Origin of the sequence: Chitinophaga terrae (ex Kim and Jung 2007), from assembly GCF_900107795.1 — a bacterium.
GTDB classification, from domain to species: Bacteria; Bacteroidota; Bacteroidia; order Chitinophagales; family Chitinophagaceae; genus Chitinophaga; species Chitinophaga terrae.
Genome location: NZ_FNRL01000005.1, coordinates 1 through 19,848 on the forward strand (window position 1 = coordinate 1; position 19,848 = coordinate 19,848).

Below are 19,848 nucleotides of genomic sequence, written 5' to 3' on the forward strand. Positions count from 1 at the left end.
CTTCCTATCCTCGGATCATACACCCGCATCCCATAATCCTGCTGGTTCCCCTCTCCCTTCACTTCATTATCATTCTCCTTCCCATTAAACCCATACCTATAACCCCGTGCTGTACCATCCATACCTCCACTGCCGCCTTCACCAGGTGCACTGTCGCTCTGTCCAGATGCTTACTCAAAGAACTCCCATAAATATATTCCTTTTCCCTCATTTGTTTCTTCAGATGAAAGAAAAAAATCCGGGTGGGCGCTCACGGCGTGAGCGCCCACCCGGACGCAAGCAAGATTGTCCAACGATGATCGAAGGGCCGCCGCTAGTGTTCGCGCGGCTTGTTCTACCGCTGGTGGATCAGGGGGACTAACCTTTGGTAGCTCATCATTATTGATTTGTACCTTGATATTTATCCATGATATATTCATCTATTATCTCCTTCATATCATCTGGCAGAACTTCTTTTAATACTCTCACTGCAATTAGCGTTTTTTGATTAATTACCGCTATATAAATAAGCTTTATTATTTGGTCCCGAAAATTATAATACCAGTCTAGAGGTTTATTCAATTTTGCTAATTTTATAATTATATCAGAATATCCCTCAACGTTATGTTCTGCGGTGTCCAATACCTGCTCAAATAAATACTCAGCAAAGTCAAATGCTTTCGGATCGTCCTTCTCCTTAATGTATGTACATAGAAAATCTAAAATTCTTAATTCTTGTTGAGTCCGTAAATCTACATCTGTCACTACATCACGAGCATCAATTAAAATCTCCAATTGAAACCAATTCCTATTTTTCAAAGCAGTATCCAAATCTTCAAGAAAAAGCTGATTTAAATTACTTGATTTCGATATTTCGTCGATATACTCATCCTTGGCTATCTTTCTTAACTTCATGTATTCAATAGGGCTCTTAAACTCACTATTATATCCTTCACTAGGAGCATCCTTAAGCCTTAGAAAACGTTGCCTAGAATATTCTTGATAATTATTATACTCTTCAATATACCTTTTAAATGCAGTTGAATCAATTATTCTCATATTATAGTAGTTATTTTTTAACGCCTGGAGATGACATATCAATTATAGTCATTTCCTTTATTGCCCAATTAAAATAAATTGATCCTGAATATCCTGGAAAACCGAAATTAATATTTTGGTCATTTTTATAAAGCTTATTCCCAATCATCACATTATATGCTTCATATTTCATGATTGGAAAATTATTGGAACGGGCTTGAAAAATCATATTTGGTGCATGCGCATCTCCAGACGCATTTAGCAACCTATCAAATGTTCCAGCATCAACTTTATATCTAATAAGTATATCATATTTTTTTATTTGGCTCCAGACAAAGGATTTAGAATTTCTCACATAATCCATATTAGCAGTTATAAAAGGGATCTTATCAGATCTATCACCACTAACTGATATAAAACCTTTTGTATTTTTAAATTCAGTCAAGGACATTGCTCTATAATAATATTCGTATCTAGAATCCTGTTTCTCTAGTTCTTCAATATTGTTCGTATAAACAATGTTCGGGTTTAAAGCCTTCGGTGCACTTGATATTGTAGTAGTTATTTTATCTCTTTTACCAAGTGATTCTATCCAAGAATTACCATTTGCACCCCATACTGTTATAGAATTACCATCAGGATTCATTGTAATTGATCCATATGGAGGCACCCTATCAATAAGCGGCATTAAGTAATTTCTCGAATCAACATCAAAACCACCTTGTGAAGCACTTCCTAAAGTATAACGTTGTGGTGCATAGCTTCCAAACCTAACCCCATCGATTGTATTATTAAGATAAACCCGTCCTCCTACAGTCGGTGGTTCTGGAAGAGTCGCAACACCACCACCTGGACCTCCTTCTTTACCTAAAACATCAATCAATGATATAGGGCTATTATTCGCAAAAAGATATGGCGAAAATTCTGGGTATTTCTTAGTCAACGGATCCACACTTAAGAACCTTCCCACTCTCGGATCATACACTCTCGCTTCGAATGCAATCTCATTCCCCTCTCCCTTCACCTCATTATCATTCTCCTTTCCATTAAATCCGAACCTATAACCAGCACCACCTTCAAGCACATTTGCCCCTCCGCTGCCTCCTGCATAACTTCCATCCGCTATATACGCCTGAAATGCATCATTATCCCCAGTCGTAAATCCTGGCTTAAATTCAATAGCGCCGCTGGCTACGTATTCTACAGGCTTGTCGGTGGTCCGGGTGTCGATCGACAAAGTGACCGGTAAAGTATACCCGTTAACGTCGTTGGTACCACTGATCCATCCTCCTTTAATAGCATAGCCGCTGCGGCCGGGCATCAGCATACCAAAAGGATAGTAATCCTGCGAGGTAGTAATAACTGGCTCAAAATGGTCTACATCCGTTCCGTTTAAACTTATAGGACGTTTACGGTCCGAGATAGTAGCCAATACGTTACCAAGGTGATTACTTAATTCAAAGATCTTATTCCCCCGGTTAAAATCGGTATTAATTCCTACCCCTAATGTAGGCAAATTATGTAAATAACCGGTAGTGACGTTCTCGACTTTAATCTGTTCGTTCTGGGTACCTAACCTGCTACTTCCATATAAAGAGGTTTCTGTCAGGGTTAAAGTACCGCTATTAATCGCCGGATTCTTGGTATAGATGCCCAATGTGTTACCGGTCGCATCTTTTACATACCAGGTTTCAACATTGTTAACCTTTTTGCCAATCCGGTTGCCAGCCGCATCGTAAGTGTAATCGATAACTGTACCGCCTTTCTTATAAATCCGCTTAATCTTACCGTATACAGTCCACTTAACGGAGTCAAGACCACTGGAAACATCCTTCACCAGGTTGCCTATTGCGTCGTAGCTATAATTGCCGGCCGACATGTCGTCTATATCCGTTGCATAGCTATTAGCCGCAACGACATCCCGGATATGATCCAACTGGTTTGTACCCGGCAAATATTTGTATGTCAGGTTGTCCATCGCCAGCTTACCCGTAGCGGTGCCATTACCATTACGGAGATATGACTGTATATTGCCATTCCCATCGTAAGTTACCTGCTCTTTGAAGTCGCTCGTTGCGACAGGCGACCACTGGTTAGTAGTAGTATTTAAGCCGCTGGCGGCAGTCATCTTTGTAAGACGGTTTAATACGTCGTATTGGTAATTATACAACAACGGCTTATCTACCCCTGCTATATTAACACCCATCGCCGCTATGTTACCGTTGTATAGTGGATTAAACAAGTTATTACCGGGTCCCGCCGCTCCTGCACCCAATAGATTTACTCCGCCTATGGCCTTATAATCACGATCTCCGTAATAATGCAATGAGTAACCAAAGGCGTCTTTGGCAATGCTGCTGTTGCTTGCCCCATCACCTCCCATATCAAAAACGGGAGACAAAGCACTACCGTTAACTCCTTTCAGCCAACCCTGCAGCGTATAGGCATAGTCGATACCCTGCACCTGCTGCTGACCAATTACAGCACGGGCTAAAGGACCGTGAGCATAATACTTGTAAAAGGCTTCCTTCTCCCAATAAACGTCATCCCTGCTTGTTTCCACATCTGTAAGCCTGTTTTCTGCATCATAAGTATAACGGTGATAAAATGCATCCAGCGAACCAGGTTGATAAGATACTTTATTTACTTTGCCCGAGATAAGATCATAATTATACGCTATCGTTTTAATACGATTCCTGGTAGAAGCTCCCAAACCGGTTAACTTAAAATCCTGGATCAGCGTATCCACATTACCGTGTATATCATAGTTATAGAAGGTACCGTTATTGTATGACAGGATGTTAGCTGCCGGGTTACCATCATAAACAAGGTGGTAACTTACCCGATTCCTCAGGTTGGCGCCTGTGATATATACCCCTAAATCGAACTGGTTGGGCTTATCATACACAGTAACAGTAACCTGCTCCTTTGTATTAGCCGCTGCATTGACCCACTGTTGCAACTGGGCGCTGTTACGGCTGATTATATCAGTCATTGCAGTTGCTGATCTAAGCTGTCCGACTTCTGTAATTCTGCCTAACTCGTCATATAAAGTATAACTATAGTTATTCGCTTTTCGTTGTTCTGCATTTTGCGACACAGCCACTCTACCCAAACGGTCATACCAGAACTTGGATTTTCCGCCATCTGGGCTTTGCTGGCTTACAACCTGGTTAAGCGTGTTATACCTATAAGATGTAGCCAGGAAATGTGCCGGCACCTTAACCGTTCCGGTTTTCCTTGCATTCACAACATCATCTAGCCATTGCCTGCTTGTATCAATCACAACTCCTGCCGGCGGTACTGTTTTAACAAGATTGCCCGCCTGATCGTAGTAATATAGGGTATAGTGATATTCATTTTTGATATAAGAAACCGTAAACCGTTCCTTCTGTAATTGTTTAAGTACCTCCTGTTGATAAGCTGTATTAAAGTTTGCACCGACGGAATCTTTTTTCGCTTTAAGAATTTCTGTCGCTGTACTAACCAAGAAGAATGAACTGTCCGTACAACTCGTCACGGTATTACCTTCCGCCTTCGGGAATGATGGGGTGGCCTGAGGACAAAGTAACGGACCGCGGTAAAGCGATGCCACCGTTGTCGGAATTCCACCTTCGCCTGTATTAGTACACTCAATGAACTTAAGTGTACCAATACAATCCTTAGCAAGTACCGGGCAGTTTGTAGTAGCTGCAGATAGCGCAGACAGGCTTGGGGTCGTAGCCCCTTGGTCAGTGGCAAATGCATACGCCTTGACAGTATCCACCTGATCATCACACAGTTGCCTTCCCTGCCCGTTATACGCAAATAGAGCAGGATTAAACCTACGGTGTCCAACACCAATTAAAGATCCGTCACTATGTGCCAAAAGCTTTACAATCAGGCTGGTGTCTCCCACTACACTGGTGGTTGACCAGGCAACAGTATTATTGCTGTTGAGCTTTAGTACAAACCCTGCATTAATATCGTCTGTTGCCAATTGCGATATAAACATGCTTCCATCGCTATTCATGGAAGTGCCTAGCTTTTTGATAAATTTCCCGGGCTTGGAAATCATATAAGCGGACGAAAGTGCCAGGGAAGTATCCAGATTCAGAATAACGCCAATGCCGTCTTTGGTATTTATATGATTAAACCTCGTTACCGCTACCTTATATCCGCCCGCAGGATTCAGATATAATCCATTCATCTCAGTATGTTGCCCAACACTCCACTCTTTATGCGAGATGAGACTGCCAGTTTGCTTACTAAGTTTAACAAATCCTGGATTAAAGTAATAGTTGTTAAACCAAAGCGAGGAGATAACCAGGTTATTACCATCTTCAATAATCTGCTGGGTAATGTTGAGTCCCGTCATTCTCATCATCCATTTTCCTGAACCATTTTGATCCAGTACCCCGACAGCACCATTCAAAGAGGAACTTGCAGCATCATAGCCGCCAATATAGGCAATGTCGCCATTCGACAACTCCGTCACATCCCTGATATTGATTCCTGTTGTATATTCGGCGTTTGGCCTCATTTTACTCCAGATTACCTGCCCATCGTTACTTACCTTAATAAAAACAGCAGACTGGTCATAAGCGGCAGCAGCGGCAGCACGGGTCATAAAGCTGGTGTCGCCTGCTTTTTGCTGCGCCATCTTCATGCTGGTTGCTGAAGTGGTGGATGTAGCGGCCTTATTAATATAACCCGCTAATAATAGGTTACCATCCTTTAAAGCAAGTACATTAGTTATATATCCTTCATATCCAGGATCAAAAATCCTGGCCCACAGCAAATCTCCATTTGCATTCTTTTTCACCAGCACCGGCCGGCTGCCCGATTTGGTGTTACCTGCTATTACATAATTATTATCGAAGGTCTTTTTAACATCCGTTACCGTCATTAAAACGCTGGAACGCTCAGATGCCAAAGCCAGTTCCAGGTACTTTGTTTTAGCCTTTCCTTTTCCAACGCAGTCGATCATCGTAGTTGACGCTGCCAGGATTTTCTCCGGCGTTGAATATACGCTCACTCCTGCACCCATGTCTGATGGCTGCAATGTTACAGGAACGGAGGAAGCTGTAATGGATTTCGACTGGATGTTATCATCGATATCATCACACATAAGCCTGCCGTCCTTGTCGTACAGGTAAACTGCCGGGTTATTATCAAAATCGCCTGCTCCAACTAGTGTTCCGTCATAGTTCGGCATTAATCTTATAACCGAATTTGCGGTGGTAGACAAACGTCTGCGTGCCCAGGCAACTGTGTTGTTACTATTCCACTTAAGCACATATCCACCATTTATCCCATCTCTGGGAAACTGTGATATTAACAAACTGCCATCTGCGAGTCTTACTGATTTGGCGCCAACAATTCCCTTTCCAAGTGGATTGGATAATTCATAAGCACTGTTGACGCTTAAATTTGAATTAAGATTAAATACTACAATCTTACCTGTATCAACACTAATGTCTGGATACTTGGTTAACACTGCAACATATCCACCGGCTGCTCCTACATACAGGTCGTTCATTACCGTGTGAGAACCAAAATCATAAGACTGCCCGCTTCCAGATGCCGCACCAGTAACCTTGTTAAATTTCATTATTAACGGACTGAAATAGGAGCCGCTGTGATTAAGAGCAGAAACAACCAGGTCGTTCCCATCCTCAATAATATTCTGGGTGATCTTGGCTGCTTCGATATGCTTCATCCACTTTTCATTTCCATTACTATCAAGAAGCCCCATTGTTGAGTTAATGCTAAAAGAGGTAGCATCATATCCTCCTATGTATGCGATATCATTGTTCGATAATTCTATAATATCTCTTACGTTATACCCTGTATGCGTTCCCTCGTTCAACCGTATCTTGTTCCATTCTATCGAGCCATCTTTCCTTACTTTGATGAATATCGTAGCAAGGTTATCCTCAGGCGTAGCTGACGGCACTTCCGCATTAAGTATCATCTTGGAAAGGCCGGAGGAATCAGTTCTTTGAGTCAAAACTCCCGAGGAATCGGCCACGCTCTTCATTGTACTTTTAGCCTGAACACTACCAAGCAAATTAGGTGTTCCTGTAACCGGCGCCTGGTATACGTACCCGGCAACCAGTGTCCCACCGTCGTGCAAAGGCACAACATTGGTGATATAAGACTTGTCGAAAGAATTGTAGATTTTGCTCCAAAGCAAGCTTCCTTTGCTGTTCACTTTAACAAGAACCGGCTTCATATCGGACTTGGTAATTCCTGCAAGCACAAAATTGCTGTCCTTTGTTGCCTTTACGTCAGTTATATAAACCGGAACTTTTGTTCCCTGGTATGTCAGTTGGAATATATTAATAGTGTTACCTCGTTTGGTGATAACGCTATCTGTAAATTGAAGGATATCACAGGAGTCTTTAAAATTCAGATATTCAATATATGACAAGGCATACCCTAACCGGTTATTCATATACGCTGCAAACATGTCAGCCTTTACCTGCTGAACGGAGTCCAGAACCGGCGCATTTGGTTTACCCGGCAATACGGGTAATGCCGCATCGCCAAAATTCTGTTGATAACTCGTAATCAACTGATTAATCACTTTACAGTTGGTACATGGCGCAGGGGTATAACATTGAAACACCGGAGGTATACTCAATACTTTTTCCAGGAAAACGCAGGAAGAGGACGTTGGATGACATGCCGCTATCATATTTTCCAGGTCGATTTGTGATATTTTCACTTTCGATGTCCTGAATAAATATTCTGCAAAAGTTTCCTGGCCAACTTTCGCCCAGGCATACTCTGTTCTGGCGCTATCGAGCTTCGCACATTCACAATCTTCAGGCTTTGTAAATACAGGCCTGTCAGAAGTCCCAGATTGCGCATAATAAGGAGCTGGCACTGTAATCAGGAACTGTGTGGTAGGCGCATGTCCCGGATGTGTATTGTTATGGTTTCGAATTACATCTTCAAAAGACCGGTTATAAAGCGTTGTATTGCTTTTTGGAACTGAGCTGGCTCCATAAGGGTGATTAACATCAGAACCTGCCTTACAGATTTCCAACAACTGGGGAATAATTAAACTAATTTCATTTTCAGAATACCCTCCCTGTTGCAGTTGTTTTGTCCAGGTACTTATATAAGTTTTACAATTTTCCTCGTATAGGCGACCCGGGATTACCCTGGCAGAGTCTTTAATCCTGTCTTTATTGTCTTTGTTCAGATACTCGCTCAATCCCTCACTGGCAAAAGCATCCGCCGTTGTGGCAAAGTGTACTACTTTTCCGCTATCATAAAGCATTTTAATATTCACATTACCGCCATTCTGCTGGCAAACAACATTTGATAACTGTTTGTCGATAACGGATTGTTTTAGTGACAGGTATTGCTCCCTGAAGTTCCGCCATAACATATCAAGATCCCCTTTACACAACCCCGAACCAAAAATACTTTGAGAATCCGGGTAACGGGACGGGCATTCGGTATCAGCAGAGTCGCGGCAAAATGTTGAAACAGCGGCCACTTTGTAGAGCGACCATTTCATATTATTAGGATCCTCCTTCATCCGGTCGAGTATCTCAGTTCTCAATTGTGTTGAGATAATCGCCAGAGAGTCCAATACCATGGATTGCTGATATGGAGCGAATATGCCTCCCTGGCCGGCAGCGGGATTCAAAAATCCGGCAGTCAGGGCTTCCTGGTATGTGTCTGTTGATCTGAATTTAAAGTCCCAGGTCAGGCTTGGTTTAAATGTTTCGAAAGTGACCAGTTTACAGTATTCCGGATGATAAGGTAGTAAAGCCGTCGCCCAAGATGGTTGGAATTTTTCTATAAACTGCTGTGGCAACAGCGCCTGGGGTCTTACGTATTGGCCTGTTGTTTCGTCATACACCAACGCCGGTTTACCATCAGATCCCAGGTAGTTAATTTCGTCCCTTTTATAAATCGGAGAAATATTGTTCCCGTCTGTATAAAAGATAGAGTATTTAAATTGCTGGTCATAAATGTTAGCATATTGCCCGCTTGGAGGAGTCATATCTCCCAACATTGCCGAACGTCTCGAATCTGCCAGTGTGTTTTTACCACAGAGCTTATCGCAATCGGCCAGTAATGTAAGATAGGCATTATCAATCTCTCCCCGGTATTTGACCGAATCTGAAAGCGGCTGCCCCATTTTCTGCATAAAATTGGTGGCAAAACTTTTCCTGTCGCCTAATGCGCTTATACAACTCTGACAGTCGGGAATACAATTCTGATGAGATTGCAGTCTCCGCTGCTCATCGATCAGTGACTCAAGTGTATAACAAACGGCTTCTCTTAAATAAGAATTACGATAAAACTCAAAACGTTCCTGATTAACCTTTAATGTTTTTGTAATTTCATAGGTTCCAGCCTTAAGGTAAACAGAAAAGTTGAGACGCAACGTATCCTGGTAACCGTCATTATTAACTGCATTATAAATTAACGGCTGCTTTCCGGGCAACAACTGGTTAAATTGATCATCGGTTATTTTAATTTCCAATTTGAAGAATACTGGAACAAGCAGCGAAGTATTTCCACCGTCATAGTTACAAACCGGTAAGGCGAAATTTCTTGTGGGAACTGCATAAATAAAATCGTACTGTCCATCCACCGGTACAACAAGTGACTTATGAATAGTCATTACTCCCGAACTAATGTCATTCCTGTCATACCCGCTTATTGTATCTACCACCGGAAGTGCAGTATCAGACGGCAACTTATCTAAATTAGCCGCGGCAGCTCGTCCTGCCAGGGCAGTCGCAATAGTTCTGCCATGCATATCCAGGTAGGTAACGCTATACTGTCCATTTGCATCCCGCACTGCATTCTTAAAGTAATGAGAGGCATCTCCCGCTTCCGTACCAAATAACCTGTCCAGCTCATTCTGGGATGGAGTTCCATAAAAGTACTTGGTTTCGTGATTGCTGTTAATAGTATGGTCAGGTCCCACGCCGCTCTGACGGCTAATGCGCCCGGTATTATCAGGTGTATAAACAGTTTCAGCGAACGGGTAACCACCGGCATTGGGAATATATCTGTTAATACCGCTGGCAGCAGAGTCGTTTCGCCCGCTATAGTACCTGGAAGCACCGGAACTGCTGTCCATAGGCGCAGCGGAAGTAGATAAAAATTCGGCTGGCGAACTGAGCGTATCGTATTTGGAAACATCATAAGTACCGTTTACTCCTGTATTGAAACCTCTTGTATAGGAAATAATATTACTTAATGACGGAGTTGGTAAAACCTGGATAGCGGGCCGTCCCTGCTTATCATAGAATGTTTCCGCAATAATTGTCTTATTAGTGGTATTATCTTTTGTTACCGTTTGCCGGCTGTTCATAATACCATCAAAGTATTGCATTATCACCTTGCGTTTACCTTCTTCAGCAAAACTGATAGTGGATTGCCAGTTAAGCGCATTTTCATGCCCCCGGAATCCGGCTCGTGCAAAGGACGGCGACCAGTAACTTTCTGTACGCTTATTCCCCACCTTCACCTGAACTGCCCGAACCCTGGCAAACAGAACTCCTCCATTATCGTACATCAATGGAATGTCATACTTATTGTCTGTTACAGTAACCCTGCTGGCATTATTCCGGAACACGCGTACAGGATCAATGGGGTTGCCATATACACCATTAAGGATAGCAGACGAATCGACGTATGCCCATTCCAGGTCATATTCATCTGCACCTATTACGGCATTCCACGTTACCTGGACCTGGTCTGCCCCTAAAGAAATGATAGCAGGTTGAAATTTAATTCCGCCCGCTGTATCCCTGCCCGGATCAAACTTATATACCCGGCTAATTTGCATTTCGTTTGTGAGAACAAGCGACTTATTGAATGCCGCATTCGTAGAGGCAAGACTAACCAACTCCAGTTTTACCCAGTGGGAATTAGCAAATACAAAGCTGTTCCTGGATTTGTAGGTGGCGGATGTATCATAATTTATAGATAATGTATCCTGGATTGAATATGTATTATCATCCGTTCCTTTATAGGAAATTTTTACAATAGCTGTTGCAGAAAAGGAGCTTGTCGGATAATCGGCTTTTGTCTCACTTAAAGACAACGTAATAATGTTCTTGGTTGGATATGAAGGCTCCAGTTTTGCCTTGAGCGCATTATCGTAATAGACGTCATCCGTCACAATTACCGCTCCGCCCGGCACCAGCTCACTTTTGCTTAATGTCTTTGTTAATGTAAGCGTGTTTTGGGCCTGGGACGCAGTTGCCAATCCAAGCAAAGCTGCCACAAACAATAAAAAAATTCTAACAGGTATAGGGCTTTTTCTCATCTTAATTAGTTGCTAGGGGATCCAATAAATACTTCATAATCCTTGTATGCCGGAGTGGGAAGCAGTGAATTCGCCTTCTGGGTAAAAAACTGGCGTTCATCAAATTCCGATGCCGATACAGCATTAGTTTTCCGGTAAATGAACAGGGTTCTTACCTGGGCATAAAGATCCTTCGTCGTTTTTTCTTCTTCCGGCAATAAGGATTTCCTGATCACATAATTGACCTCCTTAATCCTTTTATCTCTACTCTCCACTATTATCCTCATCTGCTTATAAGTCATCCCGGCAGGAAAATCAAATCTCAATTCTGTAACATCGCCAACCTCATTAATGGCGCAGGTATTTACCCCGGCCGATTTTATTGCGTCAGTGATCAGTTGTAACGGCGCTGCGGCGTCCGGCATATTATTTTTACCTGTAGGCGCCGCTACATATAGCAGCTTATCATCTTTAAAGGCCATAATACTATACCGGCTATTTTTTACGGTAAGTGTATTGCCAATCTCTCCCCGGTAATTATTCCCCGATATTAATACATATCCTCTGAGCGAGTCAGTAATAATACCAGGGCTGTGTTCATCGGCGTAGGTATAAACTATATCCATTGCTATATCTTCCTTGTTGAACAAGGCACTCGATTCGGCGAGTATTTCGTGGGCTTTTTCCAGGCTACTATTATTTTGTGCGCTAACCTGGCAGACAATAAGTATGCAGCAGCTAATTATAAATATTCTCTTCATCTCTTTATTCTTTAATCAGTGCACTACGGGTTTCTGAAATTGTTTTGATGCCTCTTTCGGTCTCTTTTTTCACACGTATTAATGTTCCATCATCATCATATTCATAGAAGGTTGCATAGTTGTTTTCATCCAGTTGTGCCATTAAGCGTAGGTTGACCGGGTTATAGGAAAATGACTTCATATTGGCGTTGTACGGATGAATTCTTAAATCGTCAAAAAAGACATCCGTATTACCTGTAGCATTAAATGTTACCGTGAAGGTGGTTGCACCCGCAGGGATATCTATCACCTGTTCGATACGCTGCCAGCCTTCTATAATGTTGCCGGTGGGTAAAACATCCATAGAAACGGTTCCCGTTTTGATGGAAACATTGCATTGTGAATAGGTGGTGCAGTTGCATTGATTTTCTTCCTTTACCCAAGCACTAACCAGCATTTTCCTCCCGGCATAGGGAGAAAAAGAGGGAAGAACAACTTTTGCATCAGCCCTTATTGCTTTAAGCAAGGTATCGGTAATTACACATGGGCTTTGGAAGGTTTTAATTACGAAATTAAAATTTTCGTCATCCGAGTTTGTAACCGTAGCTCCCGCAGCCACAGGCTTACCCTTCTTAACCCTGAGGGACCGCAAACCGCTATGTGCATTTTGCGCATCAAAGTCTTGTTTGTTAGCTGAATAGTCGAAGCTCCTCGCTGCCTGGCACAACAAGTCGCCATTAGTAGCAAAATCGTAATCTTCGAAGCCCTCGTAAAGCGATTCCCTGAACCGGGCATTTTGTACAACAGCCGTAGGCATAGTATAATCATACCCATATAATCCAGCGTTGTATCTTCCCAATGGATCTTTATTTTCTATCTCAAACCCTTTGATATTGAAAAGGGTGGATTGAGCATTCCAAACCCAGACACTGGTGTCAGGATCCGCTTTATAAATACTGTCTGTATTCCGTTTAAAGAATGGCAGGAATGAGGCGAAAGCGCCATCCTTTCTTATATTAGTTTCAGGACCTGTAACATCAGCCTCCTTCCTTGAACTATAATATACATAAGTTCTTGAAGGGCGCCAGTTACCAGCAATCCCCAATGTAAAAGGGTTTACTCCAGTATCAAGGACTGCACTATAACAGGTACCACTCGTATCTAAATGCCAATATCCTGACCTGGCCTCTACAGAATGCATCCCTGTAAATATGCCAATAAATACAAAACATGTTAGCAGGAAATATTTTTTAATCATTGGTATGATGTTGAATTATTTTACGATGACGTTATAGTTGCTGTCGATAATTAATTTGTACCCATAACTGATATTGGTTATGCTCCCCAACTTGCCGCGTTGCGGCTTGAAGATCCGTTGAAACTTCGGCGCATGCTTTAGTATTTCGGCCCTGGTTCCGTTAGCTACACGTTCATAGTTCTCTATGAACGTTCCTGAATTATAATCATTGTTGATTGTTTCCGTTACCTGGATTGTAACAGGCAAACTATCTGCCGAAGCGGCAATAGTGCAAGCCTCATCTTCATAAAAATACACTACTACATCAATGTACGTTGCCGTATTATTTAAATCGCTATCCTCTGACACCATGTTCTCCAATTTCAACTTAGCATAATAAGTACAGTAGCTATGCGTCTGAGCATAAGCTGGTCCTTCAACTGCCAGCCTCGCAGCAGCTTTTGAGTTAGCGTCGCTTTGACTGATATAGGAAGTATCTGCTCCTCTCGGAAGAGAATATGTAACGGGGAATGCGCTTTTTCCCGGAGGACAGGATCTTGTAAATGGTCCACTAACAGGATCGCTTAAATAATAGCACCGGCCATGAGAATTTGCATAAGCGGGGCCCTCAGCTTGTAGTCTTGCTTTTGCCTTTTGGTTTGCATCTTCTACGTTTATCAAAGAAGAATCCGTTTTCGCCTTTACCACAAATTGTACCCATTCTCCGATTGCATTTGGATCGCTACATTGCTTCCGGAAGCTCATCGAGACCTCAGTATTATAGTAATAAGTACATCCAATCTGGCGAAGCGCCGTCGCGGGTCCACTTATTTGCAGGAAGTTACGGGCCATTTCATTCGCTTTCTCCTGGCTTTCTACACTTGTAAACTTGCCCGCAGCGATTGTTACCGGTACCCTTTGGGTATTGGCACCACAGGTAACGGTAAATGTATCTGTTCTTGCAACGTTCCTGAAAGTGTCAATGATAATAGCAGGCATTTGCCTGTCAGGAACTTTCCAAAACTGTTTAAAGTCGACCATCGATGCATTTACAACTTGCGAATTGTCGTCCAGCACCAGTTGATTCCCGACCAACGGATTCTTTAACATCGTCACTGTACCTGCAACAGCAGCAATATTTCTTCGCCCTGAACGGACGATTTTCATTTTCACATCGTTACCGGTAAATGGCGTTCCATCCTGGTTCACAAAATAGATGTCAGGACTCTTTCCGTTCAGCATGTTGGCATCCACAGCCCATACTTTGTAGGTCCCTGGCCAGTAAGCGGGCGTTGGGGCGCACTCCGTTCCCGCCACCTTAATTTTTGTATAAGCCAGTATTTCGTCCCCATTGAAAAAATAGTCGCCCACTTTCCCTGTTAAACCACCGGTTATTCTCCCTTCTTTAATGGTGAGACCTGACAATACGGTACCAATGTTCTTGTAGGCGCCTGCCATTCCTTCGTAGATCCAACCGGCAGGATAGGTAAAATTGTATACGCGGTCGTTATACTCATTTTGTACGCTTGTCAGAACAGGATCGCCCGTTTCGGTATCATACAACAGATTGTGGGTAACGACCCTGCTTCCCTTATCTACAACCATCACGCTATCCAATATTCCATGGCGGTTAATGACTTTAGTTGCTGCTACAGATCTGAAGATATTTTCTTCATATTGAGGCAACGGGATAAGTGACGGAATTAAAATAGGCCAGATTCCCGCAGTAAAGAAATCCACGTTCACGCTCACATTTGCACCTATTGTAACGGATTTCTCCTGGCGCATATCGAACATCAACTCCATGTCCTTTCCGACTTCACTAGTCTCTATTTTCCCTTTTGGATTAATTGTTAATACTTTATTATTCAGATGTTTTGCAGGTTGACTCGGGTCATCTACCCGGTAGAAGTTCTCCGTATATGCGATAGGGTGTTCGTCATCGCCCTCTGCATACGAAGCCTGGGACCTAAGCTTACCATTCATATCATTCAGCTCAACTTTAAACCCCTGTGAAACAGCAATAAAATGTTTACTGTTAACCCGTAAAAGTTCCTTCAAAGGTTCCCGGTATCTTTTTTTATTGTGGTCATTTATGACGGTACGTTCCGTAATAGTCGGGAAGTCCTTTGTTGTGTAAAAGCAGGTTTCATCATATCCGTTAACAGACCGGTTATTTTTTGCATTGATGGTTCGAATCCTGACCTTGCTATAACCAACGGAAGGAGCAGGAAAAAACGATTCCCCCAACGGCTCCTCCACATAGCCAACGGTAGTTGGGGCCAGTGCAGCTACTCTTTCCACATATTCAATAGGTTTACGCCAGGGATTTTCTTCTCCCCCCAACAACGGTTCATAAGAGGCCACCCCGCTGCTTATAACGATCTTTTCGCCATCTATTTCCTTAGTAGTTGTATAAGAATATTCTTTTCCATAGACAGCCGCCCGTTGTCCCGTCATTTTGGACCAGTTGTCGTATGTTTTAATCCTCTTCACCCTCAATCCTCCCCCATATTTTTTGAAATTCGGGTTATTCAGCCTAACGAGTGATCTGGTAGTATCCACGTCTCTCACATATTGTTTAATCCTGGCATATTTGTCGAAACCGGCCAACATGCTGTTAACATTGTCTACCTGAGCATACAGCATCTTAATTGTAGCCTCCAGCCCCAGATCGTCTGCCGCCTCTGAACCCGGATAGGCTTTTGACGGCAGGTTTAGTTTCAGGTATTGTAACGCGGTTTTAGTAAGCGGGCTCACATCTCCAGGAGTCAGCCCCGCCTGTGTAATACCTTCAACTTTAAAGTAAATGATTGTTGAAGCACCTTTCGGGAAATAGGCACCATAGCTCGCTATATTAGCATAGCATGGTACATATTCTATTCCGCTGCCATATTTATCGGATGGCATCTTTACAGCCAGCCTGAAATATATTTTATCAAGTCCATCCAAGTATCTTGAAATAATCTCGTCGGATGATTTAACTACATAAGGCACTTTAACTGCTACATATAAGTTATCACCAGTGAGTCCATTATCATATAATTTTGGGGTGAATGCATCTATATTAAGCGGATCTTTATTAGCAAAACCATACAACTGGTACATCTGGGTTGCATGTTTATTCTGCACGTACCCGTAATCATCACTTTCATAGTCGACAGTTATCATTCCGCCGGAAGGGAGAATAATAGTGTCCAGTGTCCATGCAGCCGCATTCGCCGCCGCCAATGCACTATCTTGCAAGGCATAAGGATAATCGGCGTTGTTCACAAGGTTTCCTGGAGTAGAGCCTGGGTTATCAATCTGGTCTTTATAATTGCCCCACCTGTCGTATTTATTGAAAGCATAGTTTGGATTAAGCTTATTGTACCTGAAGCGGTAGGGATTCTTTTTACCTTTCTCATTACCATTGTAACTAAACCAAACTTCTTTAAGGGTAAGTTTACCACTGGTTGTATCCCCCGCAGTAATGCTATGGTTAATACCCTTACACAATTCGTAACTATACTCAAAATGCACGGATTTCACAGGAATGGCCTTTTCGGAGCCATTCTTAATAAAATCGGCCTTTATATAAAGGTCTATCCGCTTTAAACGCCTTGCACCTCCGTCTGATTTATTACCCTGCGCATCCATTTGCAGGAGGTCTTTTCTTTTCTCCAACCTGAAAACTGCTACCATGCTCTTTGACTCAATTGAATGCAGATAATAAAGCTCCTTGGTTCCGCTTACATAACTTCCTTTATCATCCCGGTTATCTGTTTTAAATCCTTCGTTATAAGTAGCCTTATTAGTGTATGGCGCCCGCCACTTATAAGGATTGTTCAGATCCGCAGTTTTAGTGTAGTTGAAACGGATGGCGTTTCCTGCGTCGTCGTCCGAAATTCCATTCCCAGTTACATCAACATAATCGGGTGACAAAATACCTGTCAACAAAAAAGAATGTGCATAAGCCGGCATAAATTCGGCATTGTAATACCAATCTTTTCCTTTGGTATTACTCAGCGTATCATCAACATTCGGTGTATAACTAACCAATCCTTCATCAGGGCTGGCTCCAGATTTATCCACGGAAAAAGTAGTTTCTTTCTGGCTGATATTGTAAACAGGAATTCCATAAACATATCGGCGCCCATCCGGGTTTAGTACATCAATTTCGGAAATATGGTTCTCTTTCCTCATCCTGTTTACTCGCTTCTCCTTATACATGCTATCCGCCCTGAAAACATCCCTATCTTTTTCCAGGAAGAAGAAAGCCGGTGGAATCAATTTATATTCATTATCCCCGAATTTGTCCGACTGCCAGCTTAATTGCAATTCGGCATCAGCAGTAACATTATTATATTGTGTTTCAATATTGTATAACTTCCCTCCTTCCAGGGGTATTGTAGCATATTGGTCTCTGGCCTTCCCTTCATTCAGATCACTAATAAATTCAACACCGTTTATAAACAGCTTCATACCATCATCAGCCCGCAGCTTAAAGTTATAAATACCTGAAAAAGGTACCTTTAGTTTACCCAACAGCTTAAGCGAAAAATATTCTTTCTTGTCGGAGTATGATTGAAACTGGTCTTTATTAAAGAAGGCAATGTCTTTATGCCAGGTATCGTGGCTATAAGTTTGAAACCAGGACGTATAATAGTATTTAGCCAGAAGACCATCTCCATCTCCAATATATTCATCCTTATATTCTGCCTTATTTCTCTTTACTGTAAAAGTGTCTTCCGGGTAATATTCAATATACTTCGACAATCCTACTTCACTAGCTTCTTTAGCTGTGAGATAAGTAATAACCTGGGTTCGTTTTTCTCTTTCGGGTTTTATGGTATTGGCCGGTGTCAGTAAAATATCATCTTGTTGCTCTGCCTTTGCATAAGGGGTCAGGTAAGGCGTATTGTATATGATACCTGTGTTAAATCCCAAAGGTTGGCTAAGTTTTGCAGTTACCACCCGGTCGCCTCCCATGGCATCATAAAAGCTTGTAGCATTAATGGTTTTTTCTCCAGGACTTCTGAAATATGCCGGCTCAAACTTTCCATTGGCCGTTCTGAATCCCAGTACATTTCTCATAAAATTCTGATCATCCCAAAGCGAGGATTTAGTATAAGCGCGGGTGTAAAACAGGTCTGCACCAGCATGTGCTATAAAACCAGCGCCAAAGTCAAGACTTGCGGCGCCGGAGACATCCCGGGTTGTCATTTCATGATCATATACATAACCTATATCATTCCTGTAAGCGCGGAAACTTCCGCCTACTCCCTCTCCTGTCATACTAAATACATCGTAGGTATATGACGGGATAGCGATAGTGGGAACGGGTGGGGCATCCCGGTAGGGGATATCTTTCTCCCTGTTAAAATCCAGTAACGCACCATAATCGCCATTGGCGGCTTCATAATTCAAATAACCATAAGCTGGCAACGTTAGCCTCTTATCCTTATCCGCGATATATTGTTCTGATATGTAGCCTGAGAGTGACACACTTGGGTGCAATACTGTAGCTTCACTACCAATTTTTAATGTAACTGTCATCATCTTATTCGTGTACGCTACGTTCATCGTTGGAGTAAAAGCCGGGTTAGCGAATGAAATACTCGCCGAAGGGCCCGAGGACCTGGTTATCGATGTTTCATTTTTCTTATTCGTTACGTATTTCCTTACTCCTCCTGATACCTGCAAAGAAGTCATACCAGCCCGTGAGTTGTAGCCGGTTGATATACTCACACTACCCACATAAGGATTTTCACTGGCTTTACTTTCACCAAAAGTATGAGACAAGGATGTTCCCAGCGTTATACCAGTTTGTGAATTATTATCGAATGACAACCCGTAGGTCATTCGGCCTTTAGACTTGTTACCAACGCTTAACCCCGCGTTAAATCCCGTTTCCATACCAAAGCCCCTGTAGGTATTGTGAAAGATGCCAAACTTAAATCCGACATCTAACCCAACTCCGAAACTTTCTGTAGGCAGTCCTGCTACCTCCAGATCCAACCCTGCATTGACACCCATGGTTTTGTTTTTTTTCATAGTAACCTCCTTGGTTACAAAGTCAGATGAACCGGTAAAATCGTCTGGTAAGCCACGAAGGTTGCGGGTGATACTACCAGGGTTAACATTCCACCCCAGCCCAACCCAACTGGCTTCCTGGTCCATAGAAATTCCGCTGTTATACCCCAGGGTAACCGGGTAACCACCTACATCCAGTAATGGAATTGAATAAGAGAAATCACCGGTAAAAAGATCAACCATGTTATCAGCGCCTACCGAATGAAATGCTTCCATCTCGGGTTGAGTTGGGCCGCCATCGGTTTCCACTCCTACAATCTCAGGTATTGCAGACTTTCTGTTGGTAGTTTTTATACCCGTAGGCAAAGCAGGTACTTTAACATAAGTGGAAGCCGGAGTTTTAAGATGCTTATTTTCTATCAAACCGGCTGAAATTGTTTCCGCACGTAAATGCAAAGGAAGCAGTATTTGCAGATATATCACCACTAACAAACAGGAGGCAATACATTTTTTCCCTCTTGCTACAAAAGCCAAAATCATGTAAAACTATTTAAAAGGTATAGGGA

General features: G+C 42.6%; 5 protein-coding genes. All 5 read right to left on the reverse strand.

The window, feature by feature from the left end; translation table 11 throughout:
* Positions 1-378 precede the first annotated feature (378 nt).
* From BLV62_RS06505 to BLV62_RS06525, 5 genes are read right to left on the reverse strand one after another with little or no spacing between them, the layout of a single operon-like run.
* On the reverse strand, positions 379-1,038 hold the full coding sequence (locus BLV62_RS06505) for a hypothetical protein (RefSeq protein WP_139169976.1): 660 nt from the start codon (positions 1,036-1,038) through the stop codon (positions 379-381).
* 10 nt (positions 1,039-1,048) lie between these two features.
* The gene (locus tag BLV62_RS06510; RefSeq protein ID WP_139169978.1) at positions 1,049-11,269 is read right to left on the reverse strand and encodes an RHS repeat protein; all 10,221 of its coding nucleotides are present in this window, start codon (positions 11,267-11,269) and stop codon (positions 1,049-1,051) included.
* 47 nt (positions 11,270-11,316) lie between these two features.
* Positions 11,317-12,051, reverse strand: a complete 735-nt coding sequence (locus BLV62_RS06515; protein ID WP_139169980.1) for a LolA3 family protein — start codon at positions 12,049-12,051, stop codon at positions 11,317-11,319.
* Positions 12,052-12,055: 4 nt separating this feature from the next.
* Positions 12,056-13,288 (reverse strand): hypothetical protein, encoded by a 1,233-nt coding sequence (locus BLV62_RS06520; RefSeq protein WP_139169982.1) that lies wholly within the window; start codon positions 13,286-13,288, stop codon positions 12,056-12,058.
* A gap of 15 nt (positions 13,289-13,303) precedes the next feature.
* Positions 13,304-19,822, reverse strand: coding sequence for a DUF5977 domain-containing protein (locus BLV62_RS06525; protein WP_089759917.1), 6,519 nt, complete (start codon positions 19,820-19,822; stop codon positions 13,304-13,306).
* Between the last annotated feature and the right edge of the window lie 26 nt (positions 19,823-19,848).